The organism is Microbacterium sp. TNHR37B (assembly GCF_001620065.1).
Classification (GTDB): domain Bacteria; phylum Actinomycetota; class Actinomycetes; order Actinomycetales; family Microbacteriaceae; genus Microbacterium.
In genome coordinates this window covers 1,075,124-1,097,509 of record NZ_LQGV01000003.1, presented here as the reverse complement: position 1 = coordinate 1,097,509, position 22,386 = coordinate 1,075,124, and the positions used below count along the sequence as shown (strand labels likewise).

The window sequence follows — 22,386 nt, the reverse complement described above, 5'->3', positions numbered from 1 at the left end:
TGGGCGCAGCGCGATTACCCGACCACGGGCGGACGTTTCTGCGGGCGGGCGCCGTGGGGGGCGGGTGGTGATGCTGGTGACTGGCGGGGTTGCGGCGCGGCGGAGGCTGCGGCGCGTGGGGGGCGTCTGGGGCTGGTCGCCGCCGCCGGGTGGGGTGGTCTGGTCAGTCATGATGTCCTGGTTCGTTTCGGATCAGATGGACACGCCGCGGTCGGCGAGGAAGGGGATGGGGTTGACCGGGGAGCCGTTCACGTAGGCCTCGAAGTGCAGGTTGCAGCCGAACGCGTTGCCGGTGTTGCCTTCGCTGCCGATCAGGTCGCCGGCGTTCACGCGTTGGCCGTATCCGACGTAGAAGCCGCCGGGGCGGATGTGGGCGTATCCGGTGCCGATCCCGCCGCCGTGGTCGATCTTGATGTAGTTGCCGTAGCCGCCGTTGTACCCGGCGTAGACGACGGTGCCGGCCGCGGCGGCGTAGATCCCCGCGCCGCATCCGCCGCTGAGGTCGACGCCGTAGTGGTAGCTGGTCGAGCAGTACCCGTTGCCACACTGGGAGCTGCGCGGCCCGAACCCCGAGGTGCGGTGCCCGGAGGTCGGCCGTGCCCACCCGGAGCTGACCACACCCCCACCAGCACCTCCCGAGGCGGCGAGCCGTTCCGCTTCGGCGCGCTCCGCCGCTCGCCGCTGCTCCTCGGCGATGCGGGCAGCCTCCACCCCGGCCTGATAGTCGGCGATGGTCTTCGCGGTGGTGTCCTCGAGGGCGGCGAGCTGGGCCTGCAGCTCGCCGAGGTGGAGGGTCTGCGCGTCCAGCGCGGCCTGCGCAGCATCGGCGGCCTGCTGCGACTCGAGCATCTTCTGCTCGGCGACCTGCTGCAGCCGGTCGCGCTCATCCCGGGCCACCACCGCCTGATCGGTCAGGCTCTGCGCGGCATCGCGGGCGGTGAGCGCCGCAGCGTAGACGGCCTGGTTGCGTTCCAGCAGCTTGTCCATCACGCCCAGCCGGGACAGGAGATCGTCCGCGGTCGCGGCCGACCCGGAGAGGAACAGCTCGAGGGAGGTGGTGTCGCCCCCGTCGCGGTACAGCTGCGCGGCGATGCGGCCGGCCTTGTTCGCCGCGTCGGTCGCGTTCTGCGCTTCCAGGTCGGCTTGGGACTGCAACGTGTCGGCGCGGATGGATGCGTCGAAGTACTCCTGCTGGGCGGTGTAGAACGCGCCGGCGGCCTGCTCGGCGGCGGTGCGGGTGCGCGCCACCTCGCCGGTCAGGCTTTGGATGAGGCCCTGGATCCGCTGCACCTCGGCAGCTTTGGTGGCCTCGTTCGCTTTCGCGGCCTGCACGTCCTCCCAGGACGGATAGGTCGCCGCGAACGCTGCCGGCAACAGCGGGCCGGCGACCAGGACGGCTGCCGCGCTCAATGTTCCCGCCGTCAGCAGAGTGCGCCGGCTCACCCCGGCCCGGAATGCGCGGCTCTCCGCGGGCGTGGGCGCGCACCCACACTCCTCCGCCGTCAGGTCACCAGGAAGGGTGAGATCGCTGCCCGTCGCCAGCGTTCGCAGCGACCAGGCCAGTCGACCTCCGGCAGGCCTCATCCGTGGCGTGTTCATGGGTGCCTCCCCGGATCAGTCGAACGATCTGCGGCGGCCGCACGCGTGCGGGCACGGTGGGAGAACCCCGCCGCGGTGAGAGCGCCGGCGGCAGCGAGGACGATGAGAGCGGTGAGCCAGGGACCGAGGATCACCGCCGGGGTGAGTCCGGTGCGCAGCGGGACGGTGGTGATCGACGCGTCAACGGTGTCGACGCCGATGCTGTCGACGGTGGTGCCGTCCGGGGTGATGACCTGGCTGGTGCCCACCGTGGAGACGTTGACGACCGCGCGGCCGGTTTCGATGGCGCGCATCCGGGCGAACGCGAGCTGCTGCAGGTTCTCGTCGGTGCCGCGGAAGTCGGCGTTGTTGGTCTGGAACACGAACACCTCTGCGCCGGCGCGGGCACCGTCCCAGATCACGGCGTCGTAGATCACGTCGAAGCAGATCGCCAACCCCACCCCGACGTCGCCGACCTGCACGAGCGGCGGGCTGCTGCCGGGGGTGTATTCGCGTTGGATCAAGCCCACCAGGTCGGGGACGATCAGCTCGTAGAACCACCGGTCCGGCACGTACTCGCCGAACGGGACCGGGTTGACCTTGTCGTGCCACTGCCGGCCCGTGGGATCCGCGGTCCACAGCAGGGACGTGTTGAAGACATCGTCGCCGCGGGTGGTGGCGGCGTTCATCAGCAACGGCGCCCCGGCCGAGCGCACGACCCGGTCCAACGCCTCGGCGGCGGCGGGATCACTGAGCGGGTCGGCGTCGACGCCGCCCTCCGGCCAGGCCAGCAGATCCATCGGCTGCCCGTACAGCGGCACCGTGGCGGCGGTCTGCGCGGCCAGGACGTCGCCGGGCACCTTGTCGTCGAAGTACCCGGTGGGGCCGTTGCCCTGCACCCATCCCACGCGGAACTCCCCGGCCGGCGCGGTGGGGAACTGCGGCGCTATCACCAGGAGAGCGGCGACGCTCACAGCAGGGTGCAACCCGAGCATGAAGCGGATGCCGCCGGCGCGGATCCACTGCACCACAGAGGCGCACAGAATGACGATCAGCAGGGACAGGCCGGTCACGCTCGTCCACGACACGGCCTCCGCGAGCGGGCCGCCCACCTGGGTCATCCCGAGGCGCGCCCACGGGAACCCGGAGTACGGCCACGCACCCATCACCACCTCACGGGCCGTCCACAGAACCCCGATCAGCGGCGGTACCGCGAGCAGCTGCACGAGGCCGCGGGCCGGATAGCGGGCGGTCCACCGGTAGGCGAGCGCGATCGGCACCGCGCCCGCGCCGAACAGGACCGCTTCCAGCCCGGCGAGGGCAAGCCACGGCACCGGGCCGAGGAACTCCCCCACCCACACCAGATGGGTCGTGTAGAACACGGCGCCGAACACAGTGCCGACCAGCAGCGCCCCGCCGATGCTGCGGCCGATCAGGGCCACCAGGGCGACCGTGACACTCACGAACGTCAACGGCCACCACCCCACCGGTGCGGAGGCGAGATCCAGCAGCAGGCCGGCGGCCGCGGATGCCAGCACCGCCGCCCACACCGGCAGCGACCATGCCGCCACGGTGCGGCGCGGCGTCTCCTGCTCCGGCGCGGCGGCCGGGGCGGGTGTCGGCAAAGGCGTGCGCATCGGTCAGGTGTCTTTCTGGTGGAGTCGGGTGAGGTAGTCGTTGTACGCGTCGAGCTCAGGGTCGCCGTGTGCGTCGGCGCGACGGTCGGCGGCGACCGCTTGGGCGGTGTCGTCGCGGAACCAGCGGTGCATGACGTAGATGAGCATCAGCAAGGTGGGGGCCTCGCCGTAGGACCAGGCCAGCCCGCCGGCGAGGCGCTGGTCTTCGATCGGGTCGATGCCCAGCGCGCTCGTCGGGCCGGCGAACCCGTCGATGAGGGTAGTGGTGGCCATCATCAGGAAGACGCCGAAGAAGGCGTGCAGGGCGGCCTCGGCGAACACGTCCAGGGCGCGGCCGCCGTGGCTCATCCGCACCGGCAGCGGGTCCGACGACAGGATCGGGATGGTGAACAGCATCCCGGCGACCAGGAACCCGACCTCGAGGAGGGTATGGCCGGTGACGGTGGACAGGATCGGATCGGCGAAGTTCGCCAGGTACAGACCGTAAAACGCGGCCAGGTATAGCGGCACCGCCAGCCACGGGCTGAGCAGCCACCGTGCGGTGCGACTGCGTAGCCCGGCGTGCGCGGCGCGGAGCACCAGGAGACCTGGGCCGTGGTGCGGGGTGGCGCGCAGCAGCAGGGTGCCGGGAGAGCCGAGGACCAGCAGCGGCGGGATCGCCATCATCAGGGTGAGCTGCTGGAACATGAACACCGAGAACAGGGCGTACCCGAAGTTCTCCACCGCCAGGCCGGTGACCGCGGCGAGGGCGACGCAGCCGAGCAGGAAGCTGACCGTCCGCCACACCGGCCAGCCGCGGCCGCGGACCCACATCCGGATCGCACCGGCCAGGTAGGCGACCGCGAGGAGTCCCGCGAGGAGCGGTAGCACCGGAGCCGGAAGCGGGGCCGGGGTGAGGAACCCGCCGAGGGTCGGCGGGGCGTCCGGGATCCACACGGTCGTCACGGTGTGTCCTTCGCAGGCTGGTCTACGCCGAGGGCGTGCGCGTGGCGGGTCGCGAACTCGTCGACGGCGCGCGCCAAAGCGGGGTCTTCGCCGCGGGCCAGTCCCGCGTACTCGACGTGCACACCATCCGGGGTGGTGCGGGCTTTCACCCAGAGCCGGCGGCGGGGCACGAACAGGCCGGCGAACAGGCCGAGGGTGGCGAGCACGGAGAACGCGAGCACCCAGCCGCTGCTGGGGTCGCGTTGGATCTGCAGCGACGCGAACCGCTTCACCGGCTCCTCCGCCGTGACCTCCTCCCAGGTGATCGTGCCCCACCCGTTCGGCAGGTCGACGGTGGCGCCGGGGGTGAGCTCAAGGGAGTCGGCGGCGGTGTCGCCGCCGGTGTGCTGGGTGAGCCCGTCGACCTCGAGCGTGTACACCGACCTCGGAGTGCCGTCGTCGATGCCGAGATCCCCGCTGAACACGTTGAGAGTCAGCACCGGATTGACCACGTCCGGGTAGACGGAGGTGAACGCGCCGGAGGGCAACACCCCCTGGGTGGGGTAGAAGAACCCGACCAGCCCGACCTGTTCGGGCAGCCCGTCCGGGATCTTGATGATGCCCAGCGAGGTCATGTTGGAGTCCTGCGGCAGGAACGGCTGCGACTCGCTGTACACCACCTCGCCGGCGGCGTCGCGGATCGTGAGGGTGGGGGCGTAGCCGTTGCCGAGCAGGTAGATGCGATCGCCGTCGACGGTGATCGGGTAGTTCACGATCACGCTCTGCGCCCGATCGTCCTGCCCGGGTTGGCGGATGGTGATGTCGGCGGAGAAGTCTCCGGCCTGGCCTGCGCCGGGGGTGCCGGGCAGCCGGTAGGAGACCTGGAAGTCGTCGAGGGTGAGCGAGTAGGGGGCAAGGCCCGTGCCGTCGACGAAACGGCCGGGGTTGAACGAGGAGTAGTCGCTGAGCGCGTTCACGAACGTGGTGCCCTCCACCACCACCCGCTGCCCGGTATACGCGAACGACCCGCCGATCGCGACCGAGACCAGCACGCCGACGAGGGCGACGTGGAAGATCAGGTTGCCGGTCTCGCGCAGGTAGCCGCGCTCGGCCGACACCGACGCGGCTCCGCGGGCGTCGTATCGCTCCACCCGGTATCCGGCCTTGCGCAGCTGCTCTGCCGCGACGTCGATCGCGTGCGCGGCCGGGTCGGTCCTCCCTTCCTCTCTCGGCAAGGTCAGTTCCCGGTACTCCGAGAGCCGCGACAGCCGGGCCGGGGTGCGAGGGGGGCGGGAGCGGAGCGCCTTGTAGTGGTGCTTGGCGCGCGGGATCACGCAGCCGATCAGGGAGGTGAACAGCAGCAGATAGATCGCGGAGAACCACGGCGACAGGTACACGTCGAACAGGCCGACCGCATCGGCGAGGGGGAACACGTCAGGGTTGTCCCGCTCCCACTGGATGACACCGTTGGGGTCGGCGCTGCGCTGCGGGAACAGGGACCCGGGGACGGCGGCGATCGCGAGGAACAGCAGCAGGACCAATGCGGTGCGCATGCTGGTCAGCTGCCGCCATGCCCACCGCAACCACCCGGTGATGCCCAGCGCCGGCTGGGTGATCTCCGTCGCGGATTCGCTGTCGGCGTGGTCGCCGGGGCGTAGCGGGTCGGCGGTGACGTCGATGCCGGTGTCAGAGCGGGAGGGGGACATTGATCACCACCTGTTGCAGCTGCGACATCAGTGCCGTCCACAGCCCGGTCACCATCAGCAGGCCGAGGGCGATGAGCATGGCCCCGCCGATGATGTTCAGGGCGCGGATGTGGCGGCGCAGGAACGTCACCGATCGGGACGCCCACCCCCATCCGGCCGCGAGGATCAGGAACGGGATGCCCAGGCCCAGCGAGTACGCGAGCCCGAGCAGGCCCGCGCGGGCGGGGTCACCGAGGTTCCACGACATAGAGATGATCGCTGCGAGCGTCGGGCCGATACAGGGGGTCCAGCCGACGCCGAGCGCGAACCCGAGAAGCGGCGCCCCGATCAGCCCGGTCCTACCCTGGGCGCGAGGGCGGAGGGTGCGCTGGGCAATGCCGAAGAAGCCGAGGAACACCAGGCCGAGGGCGATGATGACGACCCCGAAGACGCGAGTGAGCACATTGGCGTATTGCAGCAGCAGGTACCCGAAGGTGCCGCCGAGGATCGTGACGGCGACGAACACCACGGTGAACCCGGCGATGAACAATGTCACGCCCAGCAGCAGCCGCGCGCGCTCCGCCGTCACCGTGCGCCCCCCGTCCAGCGTGGGGGCCGCGGTCGTCGTGGTGGTGCTGCCGAGGTAGCCGAGGTAGCCAGGCACCAGCGGCAGCACGCACGGGGACACGAACGACACCAGCCCGGCGAGGATCGCGACCGGGATCGCGACCCACAGGGCGCCGTCGACGATCACCGCTCCCGGATTCATGAGGTGTCCTCGGCGAGGGTGTCGGCGACCAGGGTGGACAGGATCGACGCGCTGGCCAACTGCCCGATGATCCGCGCCGCGACCCGCGCCTCCTGGTCGATGACCAAGGTGGTGGGGGTGGCCTGGATCGGAGTGACCTGCGCGAACGCGAGCTTGACCCGTCCGTCGTTCACGTCGATCACGCTCGGGTAGGTGACGTTGTTGTCACGGGCGAACGACAGTGCGGTGGCTGGCTGGTCGTAGGTGTTCACCCCGAGGAACGCGACGCCCTGGTCCTGATACTCCTGCCAGACCTCCTCGAGCATCGGGGCTTCGACGATGCACGGCCCGCACGCGGCGTACCAGAAGTTCACCACCAGCACCCCGCCGCGGTAGTCGTCACTGGACACCGTCTCCCCGGTCTCGGTGACGCCCTCGAACACCACCGGCTCCCCGCGGTCGGCATCCGGGATCTCGACGATCTGGAAGTCACCGGCGATGTAGCCCTTCTCGCTTCCGTCCCGGTACTGCTGCGCGAGCGAGTCGCTGGACGTGCACCCGGCCAGCAGCAGCGCCGCGACCAGCGTCATGGCGGCAAGGACGCGGCGGCGGATCATGCGCGCTTGACCTTGATCAGGGCGCCGGCGACCAGGAACACGACCGCGGCGACCGGCTGCGCCGCAGTCCACACCGGGCCGGTGAACGGGAACGGGAACACCGGGTTCCAAATCACGGCGATCACGACGAACACAGGCAACCACCACCACTGCCGCGCCTGGATCGCGAACCACCCCACGATGACCGCGAAGATCGCGGCGACGAACAGCACAACGGTGAACCAGTCCCCGCCCATCAGTACCGGCGCGAGGAACAACACCGCCGCCGCGAGCAGCCCCGGCGCGAACGCGTTGCGCTGGTATACGGACGAGGTCCGCTGCTTCGCCATCATGACCCGCTCACCACGGAGCCCGTCGCAGGCGCCGCGCTGTCCGCGCTGACGCGGGAGCGGCGGTGTCGGGTCCACAGGCTCAGGCCGAGGACGATGACGCCGGCACCGAGGGCGACGTCGGCGAGGTTGCCGATGAACAGGTTCCCGTAGGCGAGGAAGTCGGTGACGTGCCCGACCCCGAACCCAGGGGGGGAGAACAGCCGGTCGATCAGGTTCCCGATCGCGCCCCCGAGGATCAGGCCGATCCCCATCGCCCACCATCCGGTCCGCGCCCGCGCGGCGGCGACGACCAGCAGCACCACGGCACCGACCCCGAGGAGAGTGAGCAGCCCGGTGACCCCGGCTCCGAGGGAGAGGATCGCGCCGGGGTTGAACGCGAGCTGCAGCCCAAGCAGATCCCCCAGCAGCGGGATCCGCTCCTCCTGACTCAACCCTCCCAGTGCGGCCGCCTTCGTCGCCTGGTCGACCAGGACCACCACAGCGGCGGCCAGGCACGCGACCGCGAACCGCCGGGTCTGCTCACGAACCATCAGCGGCTCCTCCTGCGTTCGCGAGGGCCGCTGATAACCCGGTCATCAGACCGGCTATCAGGAAGAGGTTTTTGGTGTCAGAAGTCGAAGAGGTCACCGAGGAACCCTTCCTTCCGCCGACGCCCGGAGCGACCGTGATGATCCCTGTCGCGGTCAGAACGGTGGTCGCCCTCGCGCGGATAGGGGGCGGTGCTGGTTTGCCGGCCGCCGCCGGCAAGGTCGGCGGCGCGGTCGATGATCTTGTCGAGCTCGCCACGGTCCAGCCAGACGCCCCGGCACTGCGGGCAGTAGTCGATCTCGACCCCGGAGCGTTCCGTGATCAGCAGGGCGGTCCCGTCGACCGGACATTTCATGAGGGGTTCTCCTTCTGTTGCTGGTCGTCGGCGGTTCCACCATCCGCGGCGGCCGCGGCCGCGGCTGCTCGGTCGCGGCGACGACGCTCTCTGGCCACCATGAGCACGACCACCAGCGCGCCGCCCAGCACGATTACGCCACTCAGGACCGCAAGGACGGGGAGGAGTTCCCCACCTCCGGATGGCCCGTTGTGAACCTCTCCGGACGTATTGGCGGCAGATGTGGGAGACGGGTCGGGTGTCTGCTCCTCGGTCGCTTCGGGGGTAGGGGCGCTGGTGGGGACGGTGACCGCTTCGACGGTGTACTGGTACTCGTTGCTGATCGGGTGCCCGTCGCTGGACACGACCCGCCACCGCACCGTGTACACGCCCGCCTGACCAGGCGTCACCGCCTGGGTGACCGTGGTCCCGTCGATGACCGGATCCCCCGATGCGATGTTCTGCCCGTCCGGGGCGACCACCTCAATGATCACGGCGCTGAAATCGGTGAGGATCTCGCCGCTGAACGTCAGCGAAATCTCCTCCGGGACCACGCTGACCGTGGATCCGGCTTCCGGGGAGGAGGAGACGATCTCATCGTGCGCGGCTGCGGGCGCCGCGGTGGCGAACAGGAGCCCGGCGGCCAGCAGCAGCGTCGTCAGAGTGGACAGGAGGAGGATGCGTCTCCGTGAGCCGGATCGGTGCGGGTGTTCGTGGTCGGTGACGGTGGTCAAGGCGGTGGTCCTTTCAGGGCCGGTTGATGATGTGCTGGGCGATCGTCGTCGCGTCTTTCCAGACCCCGGCGAGGGTGTCGGAGCCGCGGCCGCCGTACTGCGGCATCCCCGCCACGAACAGCCCGGGCAGGCCGGTCAGGGTGCGCCGCGGCCGGTCGACGCGGGCCGGTTCCGGGAGCCAGTCGTCGCCAGGGGTGTAGCCGGTGGCGAGGATCACCGAGCGGGGGGATGCCTGCGTGCCATCGGCGAAGGTCACCCCGGCGCCGGCCGCGTCCTGCACCGCAGCTGCGATCGTGACCCCGACGCGGCGCAGCTGCTCATAGCTGTCGCCGAAGATCGGCTCGGGGCGACGCTCCCGCGAGAACAGCGGCACCCTCTCCCCCGCCGCGGCGGGATAGCTCATCGCGGGGCGATGCTGCCGCCGGGTTCGCACGGACAGCGTCACGGTGTGCGACGCGGACAGTTCGCGGGCCAGCTGCACACCGCTGTTCCCGCCGCCCACGATGAGCACGTCGCCGACGGGGATCTGCTTCGGGTACAGGTACTCGCTGCTGTGCAGCACCACCCCGGGCATCGTCAGCAGAGACGCCCACTCCGGAATCCGCGGGTGCGCGGCCGCGCCCGTCGCGCAGATCACGTTGCGGGTCTGCACCTCCCCTGCCGTCGTCGACAGCAGCAGAGTCGAGCCGTTCCCGCGATGCTCCACCCCGGTCGCCTGGATGCCCCAGACCGTCTCCACGCCCAGCCCGGCTTCCACGAAGGTGAGGTAGTCCGCCATCTCGTCCACTCGCGGATGCCGGCGCTGGTCACCCAGCAGCCGCCGCGGAGACAGCGCGCTATGCCGGGCGTCGCTGAGAAGCTCCATCGAATGCCACCGTGAGGACCAGGAACGCTGCCCCGTGCTGGCGGCGTCGATCACCACAAACTCGTGCTGCGGCCGCAGCCCTTCCGCGGCCAGAGCCGCGGCAACCGCGAGCCCAGACTGCCCGGCGCCGACGATGATCGCCCGCCGATGCGTCAAACCCGCCCGCATCACCGGCCACCGTTCACCGCAGCCTGGATGGCGTTCTCGAGGTCGTCCCACTCCTGCAGCTCGAGCAGCTCACCGTCGAGGAAGAACGTCGGCGTGCTGCTCACCCCGAGCGCCTGGCCCTCCTCGAAATCCAGCTCCACCCGCTCCGCCGTAGCCGGGTCCGCCACGGCGGCGTCATAGGCGGCCATGTCCAGACCGATCTCCTCCGCGAAGCCACGGAACAGGTCGGCGCGAGACTCCTGCGCCTCACCCCACTCCGCCTGCGTCTCGAACAACCGGACATACATGTCCTCGAACCGGTCCTGCTGCGCGGCCGCTTCCGCCGCGACCGCCGCGTTCTTCGAATTGAAGTGACCGGGCAGCGGGAAGTAGCGGACCACATACGTGATCTCCCCAGCGAACTGCTCCCGCATATCCTCCACGATCGGGAAGAACGCGCCACACGCCTCGCACTCGAAGTCGAGGAACTCCACCAGGGTGACAGCGCCCTCCCCGCCGTCGTCGAGGACATGCGAGCTCTCCCGCACCACCTGCGGGGATGCGTCACCGCCCCCAGATGAAGGTGGAGCGGACTGGCTCTGATTGACAAGGACATAGATCAACGCGGCGATCACCATCACCACCACAACGGCAATGGTGACGAGCGTCGCCTTCACAGGGGTTTTCATCGGGTACTCCAAACCAAGACACGGCACAGGACAGAACCCGGGCACGCAGCCCGGGACGAAGCGCCACCCGGAAAGGGTGGCGTGCCAAATGTCAGGTTCGGGAAAGACCCAACTGCGTCAACGAAAAGACAATCGGGTGAGCACGGGCAGCCGGCGCCGGAAGCAGCGAAGGCATCCGTGGCCCGTCACCGAGAACCGGAGGCATCCGCCGACGCCACAACCCCCGCAGCACCACCATGAACGTCAGCCCGCACAACACGCCCAACATGCACAGCGCAGCGCCCACCAACGCGTTCGGCCCAGAAACGACGCCACCGGCGACCGCCTCATGCTCGACTGGGGCGTCTGCCACGGGCTCGACGTGGGGGTCCATGAACCCAGAAATCACCAGCGGAACAGGAGTCGAACCGTCCGCCTCTGTGTGACCCGTCGCTGCCAGACCCAACATCAGCAGCAGCGCCAAACCGACGCTGGTAATGAGCCTCATTATCAACAATTGCTCATTCAGCGTCGTGGAGCGCGGAGTCCGGGCCGAAGAGACCATCGCCCACAGCCTACCGTACGCACCTAAACCCATTCGGAGCCCGGTTCACCCGAGCACGGGAGCGCCGGCAGCGCCGGCCGGGTCCGGCGCGGCTAGCCGGTAAACCAGGACGATGACGACGGCAACGGTGGCGAAGGTGGCTTTGATGGGGGTCTTCACAAGGGCCGGTTCCAAGTCGGGCGGTGTTCTGCCACCGCGGGGCGAGGGGTCGGTGGTCAGGCGTGGGCGGGTTCGGGCTGGCGAGCGGGCACCGTGGCGAGTTGCCGTAGCGCAGCGGGGCGACGGGCGGCGCGGACGCCATTGAGGATGACGACGACCTCGGCGATCTCATGCACCAGCACGACGCCGGCGAGCCCGAGGATGCCGAACAGGGCGAGCGGGAACAGCGCGACGATGATCGCCAGAGCCAGACCGATGTTGGCGGTCATGATGCGTCGGCCGCGGCGGGCGTGGGCGAGGGCGCCGGGGATGAGGCGGAGGTCGTGGCCGATGAAGGCGACGTCGGCGGACTCGATCGCCGCCGCGGAGCCTTTCACACCCATCGCGATCCCGACCGTCGCCGTCGCCAGTGCCGGGGCGTCGTTGATGCCGTCGCCGACCATCGCGGTCGGTTGCTGCGTGACGAGCGCCTCAATCGCGGCGGCCTTGTCGGCGGGCAGCTGCTCGGCGCGAACGTCGGTTACGCCCGCCTCGGCGGCGATGGCGTGGGCGGTGCGGGTGTTGTCGCCGGTGAGCATGATGGTCTCAATGCCCTGCGACTGCAGCATCCGGACCGTCTCGGCCGACTCCGGGCGCAGCTCGTCCCGCACGCCGATCAGGCCGGCGATCTGCCCGTCCGCCTCGACCACGACGACGGTCATGCCCTGCGCGGCAATCGCCTCCGCGTTCAACTGCTGGCCGGCGGGATGGAGCCAGCGGACATTGCCGACCCGGATCGCCCGGCCGTCGACGGTCCCGGTGATGCCATGCCCGGCCTCCTCGACCACCTCCGTTGCGGGGCTGGCGACGGGTGCGGCCGCGATGATGGCCGCGGCGAGGGGGTGGGTGCTGGTGGCCTCCACGGCGGCGGCCCAGGCGAGCAGGTCGTCGCGGGTGATACCGGGTGCGGGCTGGACGTCGACGACGGTGGGCTCGTTGCGGGTGAGGGTGCCGGTCTTGTCGAGGGCGACGGCGCGGATCGTGCCGAGCTGCTCGAACGCTTCACCTGACTTGATGACGACGCCGAACTTTGACGCCGCTCCGATCGCGCTGATCACCGTCACGGGCACCGCGATGGCCAGCGCGCACGGGGATGCCGCAACCAGGACGACGAGGGCGCGTTCGATCCAGGTCCACGGGTCGCCGACCAGCAGCCCGAACAGGGCGACCACGGCAGCGGCGATCAGGACGACGGGAACGAGCGGCTTCGCGATCCGGTCGGCGAGGCGTGCCCGGTTGCCCTTGCGGGCGTGGGCCTGCTCCACGAGGGCGACGATCTGGGTGAGGGAGTTGTCGCGGCCGTCCGCAGTTGCCTCGATCCGCAACGTCGCCGCCCCGTTGACCGAACCGGCGGCGACCGGATCGCCGGGGCCGACCTCGACCGGGATCGACTCGCCCGTGATCGCCGACGTGTCCAGGCTCGACCTACCCTCCACGACCACGCCGTCTGTGGCGATGCGATCGCCGGCACCGATGACGAGGATGTCCAGCTCACGCACGTCCGCGGCGGGGATCGTGACGTCGCTGGTTAGGCGGGAGACGCGGACAGTGTCGGGGATGAGGGACAGAAGGGCGCGCAAGCCTTCCTTGGCGCGGTCCATCGCCCGGTCTTCAAGCGCCTCGGCCAGGGAGAACAGGAACGCCAGGGTCGCGGCCTCGCCAACGTGGCCGAGCAGGACCGCGCCGATCGCGGCGATGGTCATCAGCAGCCCGACCCCGAGGCGACCGCGGATGAGGCGGCGGATCGCGCCGGGGACGAAGGTGTAGGCGCCGGCGAGCAGCGCCGCCCACTGCAGCACCAGCGCCGGGATGTGCAGACCAGTCCACTCGAACGTGTATCCGGCGAGGAGGAACAGCCCGGACAGCGCGGAGGGAAGCAACGCGAAGTCGCGCCACCAGGGCGGGCGGACCTCCGGCTCCTCGTCCGCCTCGGTGGGGGTGGTGGCGAGGTCGGGGCCGCAGCAGGCATCGCCCGCATCGTGCACCGCGCTTGGCGCCGCGGTCTTGGAGGAGGGTTCCGCGGCGCAGCAGGCGTCACCGGTCGAGAGCGGCCGGGACAGTTCGATGCGCCGGACCGTACCGGGCTTGCGCGGCTCGTTGGGGCCGCAACACTCTTCGCTCACTGCACGCTCTCCTTCGTTGCGGGGGCGGGCGTCTGCTCTAGGAACGTGAGCGCGGCCAGTGCGTCATCGGTGCCGGTAACGGAAAGGCGCAGGTCGGGGTGGGTCGTGTCGATCGCCCAAGTCGCGAACGCGCAGCAGGACTGCTCGGTGCGGACCAGCTCCGTCAGCCGGGCGGTCGCGTCGTCGATCTTTGGGTAGTGGACGGTGATCTGGGCGGCCGTCCTGTCGATGTCGAGGAGGTAGTCGTCGTTGAATTCCTGCCACGCGGCTAGCTGTGCAGCACCAGCGCCGGGCGTCAGCGTGCAGGCCACCGGCAGCAGGTCACGGTCGATGAGGCTCATGCGCAGCACTCGCACTGATCGTCCATGCACGGGGCGCCCTCGTCGACGGCGACGACCGCCTCGAGCAGCTGTCGCAACCCCTGGGTCAGATGCGGGTCGGCGATCTCATACCGGGTGCGCCGACCTTCCGGTGTGGCGACGATCAACCCGCAGCCCCGCAGGCACGTCAGATGATTCGAGACGTTCGTGCGGGTCAGCTCGAGATCTCGTGCCAGCTCAGCCGGGTAGCCGGGAGCGTCCAGCAGTGTGAGGAGGATCCGGGAACGGGTCGGGTCGGCCATCGCCCGACCCAGCCGGTTCATCACATCGAGGCGAGAAGTAAGAGTCAGCACAGGCTGACTATACATTCTCCGCTGTACTAATGCGAGGGCGGATGAGTCGCGGTACCCCGGCGACCATGACCACCATTGCGACGAGCTCCACCAAGGTCTGAGTCACTACAACCAACGGCGTCAGAGCGAAAGATGCCGGCAGCGCGAGAGCGAGCGGGAGCACGACCAGCGAGTTGCGGGTGACCCCGCTGAACGTGGCCGCCCGGCGGCTGGGAACATCCAAGCGTGCCGCGCTCCCGAGGAGCGCACCGAGTGGTGCCACGATTAGGACGAACACGACGAACACGGGAACCGCGATTAGCAGCTGGCCGAGAGCGCTGCTCACGCCGAAGACCTGCGAGCCGATCACCACGGCGAGAGTCAGCATCATCAGCGGCACCATTGCCGCCAGCACCACGCCCTCGATCGCGCGGCCGGCACGGAACCGTTTCGCCAGCAGCTGCGTGGCGGCGGCGAGAACGAGCGGCAGCACGATCAACAACAGAAATGCCTCCACGAACGGATGCGGGTCGAACGCACCCACCACCTCGGCGCCGGCCATCAGCCACAGGTACACCGGCAGCAACACGATCTGCAGAAGCATCAGCAGGGGCGTGGCAGCAAGCAGCCGCGCACGTGCACCGCCAGCCAGGCCAGTGAACACAATCACGTAATCCACACACGGCGTCAGCAGCACGAACAACACCCCAACGAGCACCGCCTGATCAGCCGCCACGGCGCGACTCAACCCGAACACGACCACCGGCACGACGACGAAGTTCAGGACGAGCACGACGCCCAGGAACCGCCAATCCGTGAAGGCCCGGCCGATCGCCGTGAACGGCACCCCCAGGAACGTCGCGTACAGCAACAACCCGAGCACGGGATTGATCGCCGACTCGAGCGGATCCGCCACCGCCGGCACGAGTAGACCGACCACCGCACCCACGGCGATCGCTGCGAGGTAGAGCACTACCTGATGCCGCTCCCACCACTCCACAGCTGTGCACACGAGCACAAGCCTGTCGAATGTAGCCGGTTCGCCCCTAATCGAGTGAGCGAGTAACCCTTCACCCCCAGCCAATGGCAGGACTGCTAGGTGCATGCCAACTACCCGCGGAATCTGTCATTTCGGATAGGAACCGACACGGCACTTACACGCATCGTTCTCACCAATCTTTCGGATCCGCCACTTGTCCGCCACTTCATCTAAGAATCCGCCATCTTCGCCGAGAACCTACAACTACCTGTAGGTTCCCGGTCAAGGTGGCGGAGAACTCGGGGATTCCACGCTAATTGGCAGCAGTTTCGTCAGCAGGATTCCGCGCGAAATGGCAGATCCCTACATAAGAGTAGGAAGTCCACTTAGACTTGACGTCCGCCGCCGCCGTCCGATCGCCCGCGCGATCATCCTCCCGTGCTGGGGGTGAACGCGCGGTTCATGACTGGTATCCGAGCACAGTGGTCATGCCGGTCTCGGCGTGGTAGATGTTGTGGCAGTGCGCGACCCACTGGCCGGGGTTGTCGGCATCGAAGTCGACCGTCAGGGTCTGGCCCGGGAGGATGATGGAGGTGTCCTTCCGGGGGCCGCCGTTCGCGTGCTGGTAGGTGTGGCCGTGCAGGTGGAACGGATGCCACATCTCGGTGTCATTGCGGATCCGCAACTGCACCCGCTCCCCCCTACTGATCGCGTGCGCGTTCCGCAACGGGTCGTTCATGTCGAACCGGCGCCCATTGATCCCCCAGTCGTACGCCTCCATCCCCCCGGTCAGCGCGAGGTGCACGACCCGGTCGGGGGATGCCTGGTGGAGGGTGACGGAGGCGGTCGCGCTCAGTCCGGCAGCGGTGCCGACCCTGCCGGTGCCGAGCTCGGCGACGGGGACGTCGCTGGCCGGAGCCGTGCCAGCGGCGGTGCGAACGAGCGCGAACGCGCGATCCTGCTTGCCTTCCGCGTCGGCGACGACAGGGAACACCCCATCGTCCAGGGTGACCTGCAGGTCGTAGCGTTCGCCCATCCCGATCAGGACACTGTCGACCTCGACAGGATCCACCGGGAACCCGTCGGTGTGGGTGATCGTCAGGGTGTGGCCGCCGATCGCGAACCGGAACGCGGTGTCGCTGCCGGCGTTGATGACACGGATCCGCACCCGGGCACCAGGAGTGCCGGTGAATTGGGCGGGGTCGGCTTTGGGTTTGCCGTTGATGAGGTAGTGCGGGTAGTAGACGTCGCCGGCGTCGCCGCCGAGCAGGTCGGAGGTGGCGCCCATCAGCAGGTTCCCCATCCGCATGAACATGTCGCCCATCCCGCCCATGTCTCCCATGCCCTTCGAGAGGTCGGTGAGGACCTGGTCCGGGGTGGCGGTGACGCCGTCGAGCCAGTCGTCGAGGATCAGCACCCATTCGTCGTCCCACGTCACCTTCTCGTCCGGGTCGTCGATGATGAGCGCACCGTAGAGGCCGTGGTCCAGTTGCGGGCCGACGTGGGGGTGGAACCAGTAGGTGCCCGGATGCGGGGTGACGAACTCGTATGCGAACTGTCCGCCCGGGGCGATGGGGGCTTGGGTTACCGGAGGGACCCCATCCATGTCGTTGCGGAGGGCAAGTCCGTGCCAGTGCACGGAGGTGTCCGCGTCGAGCTGGTTGCGGACGGTCGCTTTCAGCGTGTCGCCTGCGGTGAGCCGGATTACCGGGGCGGGGATACCTCCGAACGCCCAGGTGGCGGCGGCGGTACCGGCCAGGTCGAGCGTGGTGGGGGCGGCGGTGAGGTCGACGGTGGTGACTCGGCCGGTGCCGCCGCGGTTCTTCTCCGTGCCGGACACCGCTGCGCCGGTGGGTGTCACCCATTGCGGCGCGGGGGTGCAGGAGGCGAGCACGGCTGCCGCGACGGCGCCCAGTCCGAGTCCGAGCACACCTCGTCGGGTCAGCAGCATCGGGGAGGACGGTGTGGGAGAGAGCGGACGGTCAGGCATGTTCGGGCTCCTTCTGCATGGTCGTCGCAGCGGGCGCCTGGGCGGGCAGGCGGAGCCGCTTGAGGAGGAGGGCGTTGACGGCGACGATCACGGAGGAACCGGACATCGACAGGGCGGCGATCTCCGGGGACAGCATGATCCCGAACGCCGGGTAGAACACGCCAGCGGCGATGGGGAGGGCGGCGGCGTTGTATCCGATGGCCCAGCCCAGGTTCTGCCGCATCTTTCGCAGTGTGCCCTTGCCGATCTTGAGTGCGATCGCAACATCGAGCGGGTCCGAGCGCATCAGGACCACGTCGGCGGTCTCGATGGCGACGTCGGTGCCGGCGCCGATCGCGATGCCGAGGTCGGCCTGGGCGAGGGCGGGGGCGTCGTTGACGCCGTCGCCGACCATCGCGACCTTCTTGCCCGTCTTCTGCAGCTCGGCGACCTTCGCGGACTTGTCCTCGGGGAGCACATCCGCGATCACGGTGTCGATGCCGAGGAGAGCGGCGATCCGGTCGGCGGTGGGCTTGTTGTCCCCGGTGAGCATTGCGACCTCGACGCCCTGCTCGTGGAGAGCGTCGATCGCGGTCTTTGCGGTGTCCCGGGGTGCGTCGGCGAGACCGATGATCCCGGCGACTTGCCCGTCCACGGCGAACAGGATCGCGGTGCGGCCGGACCCAGCCAGGTCCTGCTGAGCGGCCTGCACCCCGCTGATGTCGATCCCCTCCCCGGTGAGAAGGCGCGGGTTGCCGAGGACGACCTGTCGACCGTCGACGGTGGCGATCGCGCCCTGCCCGGTGACGTTTCGGAACGCGGTCGCGGTGCGACGGGGGACGTCGCGGGCGTCGGCGTAATTCACGATCGCTTTCGCCAGAGGATGCTCGGATTCCCGCTCCAACGCGACCGCGAGGGAGAGAGTCTCGAGGTCGTCGCCGCCGACGGGGATGTAGTCGGTGACCTCCGGCTCCCCCTTGGTGAGGGTGCCGGTCTTGTCGAACACGACCGTGTCGATGTGGGCGGCGGTTTCGATCCCGGAGGCGTTCTTGAACAACACGCCCCGTTTCGCGCCGAGCCCGGTGCCGACCATGATCGCCGTCGGGGTGGCGAGGCCGAGCGCGTCGGGGCAGGTGATGACGACGACGGTGATAGCGAACAGGATCGCCATCGGGATTGCAGCGCCGGCGAGCAGCCACACCAGGAAGGTGAGGGTGCCGCCGATCAGGGCGACCAGGACGAGCCAGAACGCTGCCCGGTCGGCGAGGCGCTGCCCGGGGGCTTTGGAGTTCTGCGCCTCTTGCACGAGCTTCACGATCTGCGCCAACGCCGTGTCCGAGCCGACTTTGGTGGCTGTGACGCGGAGGGTGCCGACGGTGTTCACGGTCGCTCCGATCACCTCCGACCCGGGCGCTTTGTCCACCGGCATGGACTCGCCGGTGACCATCGACTCGTCCACCTCGGACTCTCCGGATTCCACGACACCGTCGGTGGGGATCTTGGCCCCCGGCCGCACCAGCATCAGATCCCCCGGGACGACCTCGCTGGTGGGGATCTCGACCTCCTGCCCGTCACGGATCACGACCGCCTGCGAGGGTGCGAGCTCCAGGAGGGTGCGGATGGCGTCGTTCGCGCCGCCGCGGGCGCGCATCTCCACCCAATGCCCCAGCAGCACGAAGGTGGCAAGCACCGTGGCGGCTTCGTAGAACACTTCACCGCCGCCGGTGAGGGTGACCGCGAGGGAGTACAGCCAGCCGGCGCCGACACCGACCGCGACGAGCACCATCATGTCGAGGGTCTTCGCGCGCAGCGCCCGGTAGGCGCCGTCGAAGAAGATCCACGCCGAGTAGAAGATCACCGGCAGCGACAGGATCAGCATGAACACGTCATCGCGCAGCCCGAACGGTGCCGGCACCTCGAATCCGATCACCTCCCGCCCGATCGGAGACCACAGGGTGATCGGGATCGACAGGATCAGCGCGACCAGGAACCGGTTGCGCATGTCGCGGATCATCGCGTCCATCGACATCCCGCCGTGATGCCCACCGTGGCCCATCATCTCCTGCGCACTGTGACCCGACGCTGCACCATGATCGTGCCCACCCGCGGCCGCGGTGTGACCGGCGTGCTCGACGTGGTGACCGGCATGCTCACCGTCATCCGCCGTCGCCGACGGGGCGTGCGTGTGGTCGTGGCCAGCGGCGTGATCGTGGACGGGGTCGTCGTGATAGCCCGCAGGACCCTTATGGCCCGCGTGGCTGGCGTGACCCGTGGCATCCGTGTGGCCCTCGTGCGCGTCGTGACTCGCGTGCGGTTCTTGTGCGCCCTCAGCTGCGGGGCCGTGGTGGGCGCTGTGGTCGTGCGCACCCTCGTCGTGCGGGTCGTGCGCGGGGTCGCAGATATGGTCGGGGACGGACTGGCCGGCGCAGTGATACCCGCAGTCGATGACCCACTGCTGCAGGTGCGCGACCGAGGTGGTCTCGGGGTCGTAGGTGACGGTCGCGGTCTGCGAGACCGGGTTCGCGTCCACGGCGATCACCCCGGGTTGGCGGCTCAGGTGGGCTTCGGTGACGTTCTTGGAGGTCGCGCGGATCATGCCGCTGACCTGCAGGGTCACGGTTCTGGTGTCGCTCATTTCGGTTCCTTCCCGAGGGTGGGGTCGGTGGTGTCGGGGTGGGGCCATTGCCAGTCGGCGACGGCGGGGATGTCGGTGCCGTGCTCGCGGGTGTGGGCGCGGGCGTGCAGGCGGGCGTCCTGCAGCTCCTGCCGCAGGCCGGCGTGGCGGGCGGCGAGGCCCGGGACGTGGTCGAGGACGTCGATCGCGAGCCGGTACCGGTCGAGGTCGTTGAGCATGACCATGTCGAACGGGGTCGTGGTGGTGCCGCGCTCCTGGAAGCCGTGCACGTGCAGGTTCTGGTGCCCGGCGCGCTTGTAGGTGAGTCGGTGGATCAGCCACGGGTAGCCGTGGTAGGCGAAGATCACCGGCTTGTCGGGAGTGAAGATCGCATCGAACTCCCGGTCCGGGAGACCGTGCGGGTGCTGGTCCTCGGATTGCAGCCGGGTCAGGTCGACCACGTTCACCACCCGCACTCTCAGGTCGGGGATGTGCTCGCGCAGCAGCGCCGCCGCGGCGAGGGTCTCGAGGGTGGGGACGTCGCCGGCGGCGGCGAGCACCACATCCGGCTCGGTGCCTTCGGTTTCGGTGCCCGCCCACGGCAGGATCCCGAGCCCGCGGGTGCAGTGCTCGATCGCCTCGTCCATCGTCAGCCACTGCGGGGCGGGCTGCTTCCCGGCGACGACGACGTTGATGTACCCGGCCGAGCGCAGGCAGTGGTCGTAGGTGGACAGCAGCGTGTTCGCGTCGAACGGCAGGTAGACGCGGACGATGTCGGGGCTCTTGTTCAGGGCGAGGTCGATGAACCCGGGGTCCTGGTGAGAGAACCCGTTGTGGTCCTGCCGCCAGACGTGGCTGGAGAGCAGGTAGTTGAAGCTCGGGATCGGGTCCCGCCACGACACCTCCCGGGCCGCTTCGAGCCATTTGGTGTGCTGGTTGAACATCGAGTCGACGATGTGGGTGAACGCCTCGTAGCAGTTGAACAGCCCATGCCGGCCGGTAAGGACGTAGCCCTCGAGCCAGCCCTGGCACTGGTGCTCGCTGAGCACCTCCATCACCCGCCCAGTCGGGGCCAGGTGCTCGTCGACGGGCTCCACGGCCGCGTTCCACTGCTTGCCGGTGGCCTGGTAGACGGGTGGGGCGAGCCGGTTGGAGGCGGTCTCGTCCGGGCCGAAGATGCGGAAGTTGTCCGGGTTGTCCCGGATCACCCCCGCCAGCCACTCGCCCAGCACGCGGGTCGCTTCCCCGGTTCCCGCACCCCGCTCGGCCGGGTCGACCGGCTGCGCGTGCTTGTGGAAGTCCGGGAGCCGCAGCGGGACGGTGAGTTGTCCGCCGTTGCCGGCCGGGTTCGCGCTCATCCGCCGATCCCCGTCCGGGGCGATCGCGACCGTGGCCGGGCGGGGGGCGCCGGTCACGTCGAACAGCTCGTGCGGGCGGTAGGACGCCAGCCAGTCCTCGAGGATCCGCAGGTGCTCGGGATTGTCGCGGACCTCGGCGAGCGGCACCTGGTGTGCCCGCCAGGTGCCCTCCACCGGCAGACCGTCGATGATCTTCGGGCAGGTCCACCCCTTCGGGCTGCGCAGCACGATCGCCGGCCACGCCGGCCGCCCCTCCAGCGTCCCGGCCGCCGCGGCGGCCTTGATGTCCGCGATCTCATCCAGCACCGCATCCAGGACCGCCGCGAACGTCGCGTGGGACTCCTGCGGGGTCTCGCCATCGAAGCCGACCGTGACGACGTGGGGGTGATGGCCGTAGCCGCGCAGCAGCGCGACCAGCTCTTCCTCGGGGATGCGGGACAGCACGGTCGGGTTGGCGATCTTGTACCCGTTCAGATGCAGGATCGGCAGCACCACCCCGTCATGGGCGGGGTTGAGGAACTTGTTGCCGTGCCACGCGGTCGCCAGCGGCCCGGTCTCCGCCTCCCCGTCACCGATCACGCAGGCGACCAGCAGGTCGGGGTTGTCGAACGCGGCCCCGTAGGCGTGCACGAGGGAGTAGCCCAGCTCCCCGCCCTCGTTGATCGACCCGGGCGTTTCCGGGGACGCGTGCGAGGGGATCCCGCCCGGGAAGGAGAACTGCCGGAACAGCGCCCGCAGCCCCTCTTCGGTGCGGTCGATGCCCGGGTAGCGTTCGGTGTAGGTGCCGTCGAGGTAGGCGTTGGCGACCATGCCGGGTCCGCCGTGCCCGGGCCCGGTCACGTACAGGGTGTTCAGGTCGCGGTCGCGGATGGCGCGGTTCAGGTGGGCGTAGAGGAAGTTCAGGCCCGGGGTGGTGCCCCAATGCCCCAGCAGCCGCGGCTTGATGTCGTCCCGGCTGAGGCGGTGGCGCAGCAGCGGGTTACCCTGCAGGTAGATCTGCCCGATGCTCAGATAGTTCGCCGCCCGCCACCACGCATCCACCGCCGCCAACTGCTCGGCGGTGGCATCAGTGGTGCGGTGCGCCCACGCGGGGGGTGCCGGTGTGGGGGTCATGGTCGGTCTCCTTCCGAT

The 22,386-nt window shown here is 69.4% G+C and carries 20 protein-coding genes; all 20 read right to left on the bottom strand.

Annotated elements, in window-relative coordinates; genetic code table 11:
• Positions 1-192 precede the first annotated feature (192 nt).
• The 20 genes from AVP41_RS13105 to AVP41_RS13010 all read right to left on the bottom strand — a co-directional run bounded on the left by AVP41_RS13105 (position 193) and on the right by AVP41_RS13010 (position 22,368).
• Entirely contained in the window at positions 193-1,599 is a 1,407-nt protein-coding gene (locus tag AVP41_RS13105) for a M23 family metallopeptidase (RefSeq protein WP_048809230.1), read from the bottom strand.
• A complete protein-coding gene (gene lnt, locus AVP41_RS13100; protein WP_048809231.1) occupies positions 1,596-3,215 on the bottom strand; it encodes an apolipoprotein N-acyltransferase in 1,620 nt (539 codons plus the stop codon). The genes AVP41_RS13105 and lnt overlap by 4 nt, the downstream gene beginning before the upstream one ends.
• 3 nt (positions 3,216-3,218) lie before the next feature.
• Positions 3,219-4,160: a cytochrome c oxidase assembly protein gene (locus AVP41_RS13095; RefSeq protein ID WP_045246896.1), complete on the bottom strand. Its 942-nt coding sequence runs from the start codon at positions 4,158-4,160 to the stop codon at positions 3,219-3,221.
• Entirely contained in the window at positions 4,157-5,845 is a 1,689-nt protein-coding gene (resB, locus tag AVP41_RS13090) for a cytochrome c biogenesis protein ResB (RefSeq protein ID WP_045246897.1), read from the bottom strand. Before resB ends, AVP41_RS13095 begins: the two co-directional genes overlap by 4 nt.
• Positions 5,826-6,593, bottom strand: coding sequence for a cytochrome c biogenesis CcdA family protein (locus AVP41_RS13085; RefSeq protein WP_045246898.1), 768 nt, complete (start codon positions 6,591-6,593; stop codon positions 5,826-5,828). The genes resB and AVP41_RS13085 overlap by 20 nt, the downstream gene beginning before the upstream one ends.
• The gene (locus AVP41_RS13080; protein WP_067165136.1) at positions 6,590-7,189 is read right to left on the bottom strand and encodes a TlpA family protein disulfide reductase; all 600 of its coding nucleotides are present in this window, start codon (positions 7,187-7,189) and stop codon (positions 6,590-6,592) included. Before AVP41_RS13080 ends, AVP41_RS13085 begins: the two co-directional genes overlap by 4 nt.
• On the bottom strand, positions 7,186-7,521 hold the full coding sequence (locus tag AVP41_RS13075; protein ID WP_045246900.1) for a DUF6804 family protein: 336 nt from the start codon (positions 7,519-7,521) through the stop codon (positions 7,186-7,188). Before AVP41_RS13075 ends, AVP41_RS13080 begins: the two co-directional genes overlap by 4 nt.
• Positions 7,518-8,051: a signal peptidase II gene (locus tag AVP41_RS13070; protein WP_045246901.1), complete on the bottom strand. Its 534-nt coding sequence runs from the start codon at positions 8,049-8,051 to the stop codon at positions 7,518-7,520. The genes AVP41_RS13075 and AVP41_RS13070 overlap by 4 nt, the downstream gene beginning before the upstream one ends.
• 77 nt (positions 8,052-8,128) lie before the next feature.
• The gene (locus AVP41_RS13065; protein ID WP_045246902.1) at positions 8,129-8,404 is read right to left on the bottom strand and encodes a TFIIB-type zinc ribbon-containing protein; all 276 of its coding nucleotides are present in this window, start codon (positions 8,402-8,404) and stop codon (positions 8,129-8,131) included.
• Positions 8,401-9,117: a copper resistance CopC family protein gene (locus tag AVP41_RS13060; protein ID WP_048809232.1), complete on the bottom strand. Its 717-nt coding sequence runs from the start codon at positions 9,115-9,117 to the stop codon at positions 8,401-8,403. Before AVP41_RS13060 ends, AVP41_RS13065 begins: the two co-directional genes overlap by 4 nt.
• 13 nt (positions 9,118-9,130) lie before the next feature.
• The gene (locus tag AVP41_RS13055; RefSeq protein ID WP_231902747.1) at positions 9,131-10,138 is read right to left on the bottom strand and encodes an NAD(P)-binding domain-containing protein; all 1,008 of its coding nucleotides are present in this window, start codon (positions 10,136-10,138) and stop codon (positions 9,131-9,133) included.
• A gap of 11 nt (positions 10,139-10,149) precedes the next feature.
• On the bottom strand, positions 10,150-10,818 hold the full coding sequence (locus AVP41_RS13050) for a DsbA family protein (RefSeq protein ID WP_045246904.1): 669 nt from the start codon (positions 10,816-10,818) through the stop codon (positions 10,150-10,152).
• A gap of 91 nt (positions 10,819-10,909) precedes the next feature.
• Positions 10,910-11,362, bottom strand: a complete 453-nt coding sequence (locus tag AVP41_RS13045; RefSeq protein ID WP_045246905.1) for a hypothetical protein — start codon at positions 11,360-11,362, stop codon at positions 10,910-10,912.
• 215 nt (positions 11,363-11,577) lie between these two features.
• Positions 11,578-13,683 (bottom strand): heavy metal translocating P-type ATPase, encoded by a 2,106-nt coding sequence (locus AVP41_RS13040; protein WP_048809234.1) that lies wholly within the window; start codon positions 13,681-13,683, stop codon positions 11,578-11,580.
• Complete coding sequence (locus AVP41_RS13035; RefSeq protein WP_048809235.1) at positions 13,680-14,024, bottom strand: hypothetical protein; 345 nt, start codon at positions 14,022-14,024, stop codon at positions 13,680-13,682. Before AVP41_RS13035 ends, AVP41_RS13040 begins: the two co-directional genes overlap by 4 nt.
• A complete protein-coding gene (gene cmtR, locus AVP41_RS13030) occupies positions 14,021-14,356 on the bottom strand; it encodes a Cd(II)/Pb(II)-sensing metalloregulatory transcriptional regulator CmtR (RefSeq protein ID WP_067165134.1) in 336 nt (111 codons plus the stop codon). Before cmtR ends, AVP41_RS13035 begins: the two co-directional genes overlap by 4 nt.
• 7 nt (positions 14,357-14,363) lie before the next feature.
• A complete protein-coding gene (locus tag AVP41_RS13025; protein ID WP_431779296.1) occupies positions 14,364-15,308 on the bottom strand; it encodes a bile acid:sodium symporter in 945 nt (314 codons plus the stop codon).
• A 466-nt stretch (positions 15,309-15,774) separates the two neighbouring features.
• Positions 15,775-17,304: a multicopper oxidase family protein gene (locus AVP41_RS13020; protein ID WP_082829208.1), complete on the bottom strand. Its 1,530-nt coding sequence runs from the start codon at positions 17,302-17,304 to the stop codon at positions 15,775-15,777.
• Entirely contained in the window at positions 17,297-19,918 is a 2,622-nt protein-coding gene (locus AVP41_RS13015) for a heavy metal translocating P-type ATPase (protein ID WP_067165129.1), read from the bottom strand. The genes AVP41_RS13020 and AVP41_RS13015 overlap by 8 nt, the downstream gene beginning before the upstream one ends.
• Positions 19,915-22,368, bottom strand: coding sequence for a phosphoketolase family protein (locus AVP41_RS13010; protein ID WP_067165126.1), 2,454 nt, complete (start codon positions 22,366-22,368; stop codon positions 19,915-19,917). Before AVP41_RS13010 ends, AVP41_RS13015 begins: the two co-directional genes overlap by 4 nt.
• Positions 22,369-22,386 lie beyond the last annotated feature (18 nt).

Bases quoted from the DNA above. Each gene is read 5' to 3' on its own strand.
- AVP41_RS13105 (WP_048809230.1), bottom strand. From the start codon at position 1,599: ATGAACACGCCACGGATGAGGCCTGCCGGAGGTCGACTGGCCTGGTCG.
- lnt (WP_048809231.1), bottom strand. From the start codon at position 3,215: ATGCGCACGCCTTTGCCGACACCCGCCCCGGCCGCCGCGCCGGAGCAG.
- resB (WP_045246897.1), bottom strand. From the start codon at position 5,845: ATGTCCCCCTCCCGCTCTGACACCGGCATCGACGTCACCGCCGACCCG.
- AVP41_RS13085 (WP_045246898.1), bottom strand. From the start codon at position 6,593: ATGAATCCGGGAGCGGTGATCGTCGACGGCGCCCTGTGGGTCGCGATC.
- AVP41_RS13080 (WP_067165136.1), bottom strand. From the start codon at position 7,189: ATGATCCGCCGCCGCGTCCTTGCCGCCATGACGCTGGTCGCGGCGCTG.
- AVP41_RS13075 (WP_045246900.1), bottom strand. From the start codon at position 7,521: ATGATGGCGAAGCAGCGGACCTCGTCCGTATACCAGCGCAACGCGTTC.
- AVP41_RS13070 (WP_045246901.1), bottom strand. From the start codon at position 8,051: ATGGTTCGTGAGCAGACCCGGCGGTTCGCGGTCGCGTGCCTGGCCGCC.
- AVP41_RS13065 (WP_045246902.1), bottom strand. From the start codon at position 8,404: ATGAAATGTCCGGTCGACGGGACCGCCCTGCTGATCACGGAACGCTCC.
- AVP41_RS13050 (WP_045246904.1), bottom strand. From the start codon at position 10,818: ATGAAAACCCCTGTGAAGGCGACGCTCGTCACCATTGCCGTTGTGGTG.
- AVP41_RS13045 (WP_045246905.1), bottom strand. From the start codon at position 11,362: ATGGTCTCTTCGGCCCGGACTCCGCGCTCCACGACGCTGAATGAGCAA.
- AVP41_RS13035 (WP_048809235.1), bottom strand. From the start codon at position 14,024: ATGAGCCTCATCGACCGTGACCTGCTGCCGGTGGCCTGCACGCTGACG.
- AVP41_RS13020 (WP_082829208.1), bottom strand. From the start codon at position 17,304: ATGCCTGACCGTCCGCTCTCTCCCACACCGTCCTCCCCGATGCTGCTG.
- AVP41_RS13015 (WP_067165129.1), bottom strand. From the start codon at position 19,918: ATGAGCGACACCAGAACCGTGACCCTGCAGGTCAGCGGCATGATCCGC.
- AVP41_RS13010 (WP_067165126.1), bottom strand. From the start codon at position 22,368: ATGACCCCCACACCGGCACCCCCCGCGTGGGCGCACCGCACCACTGAT.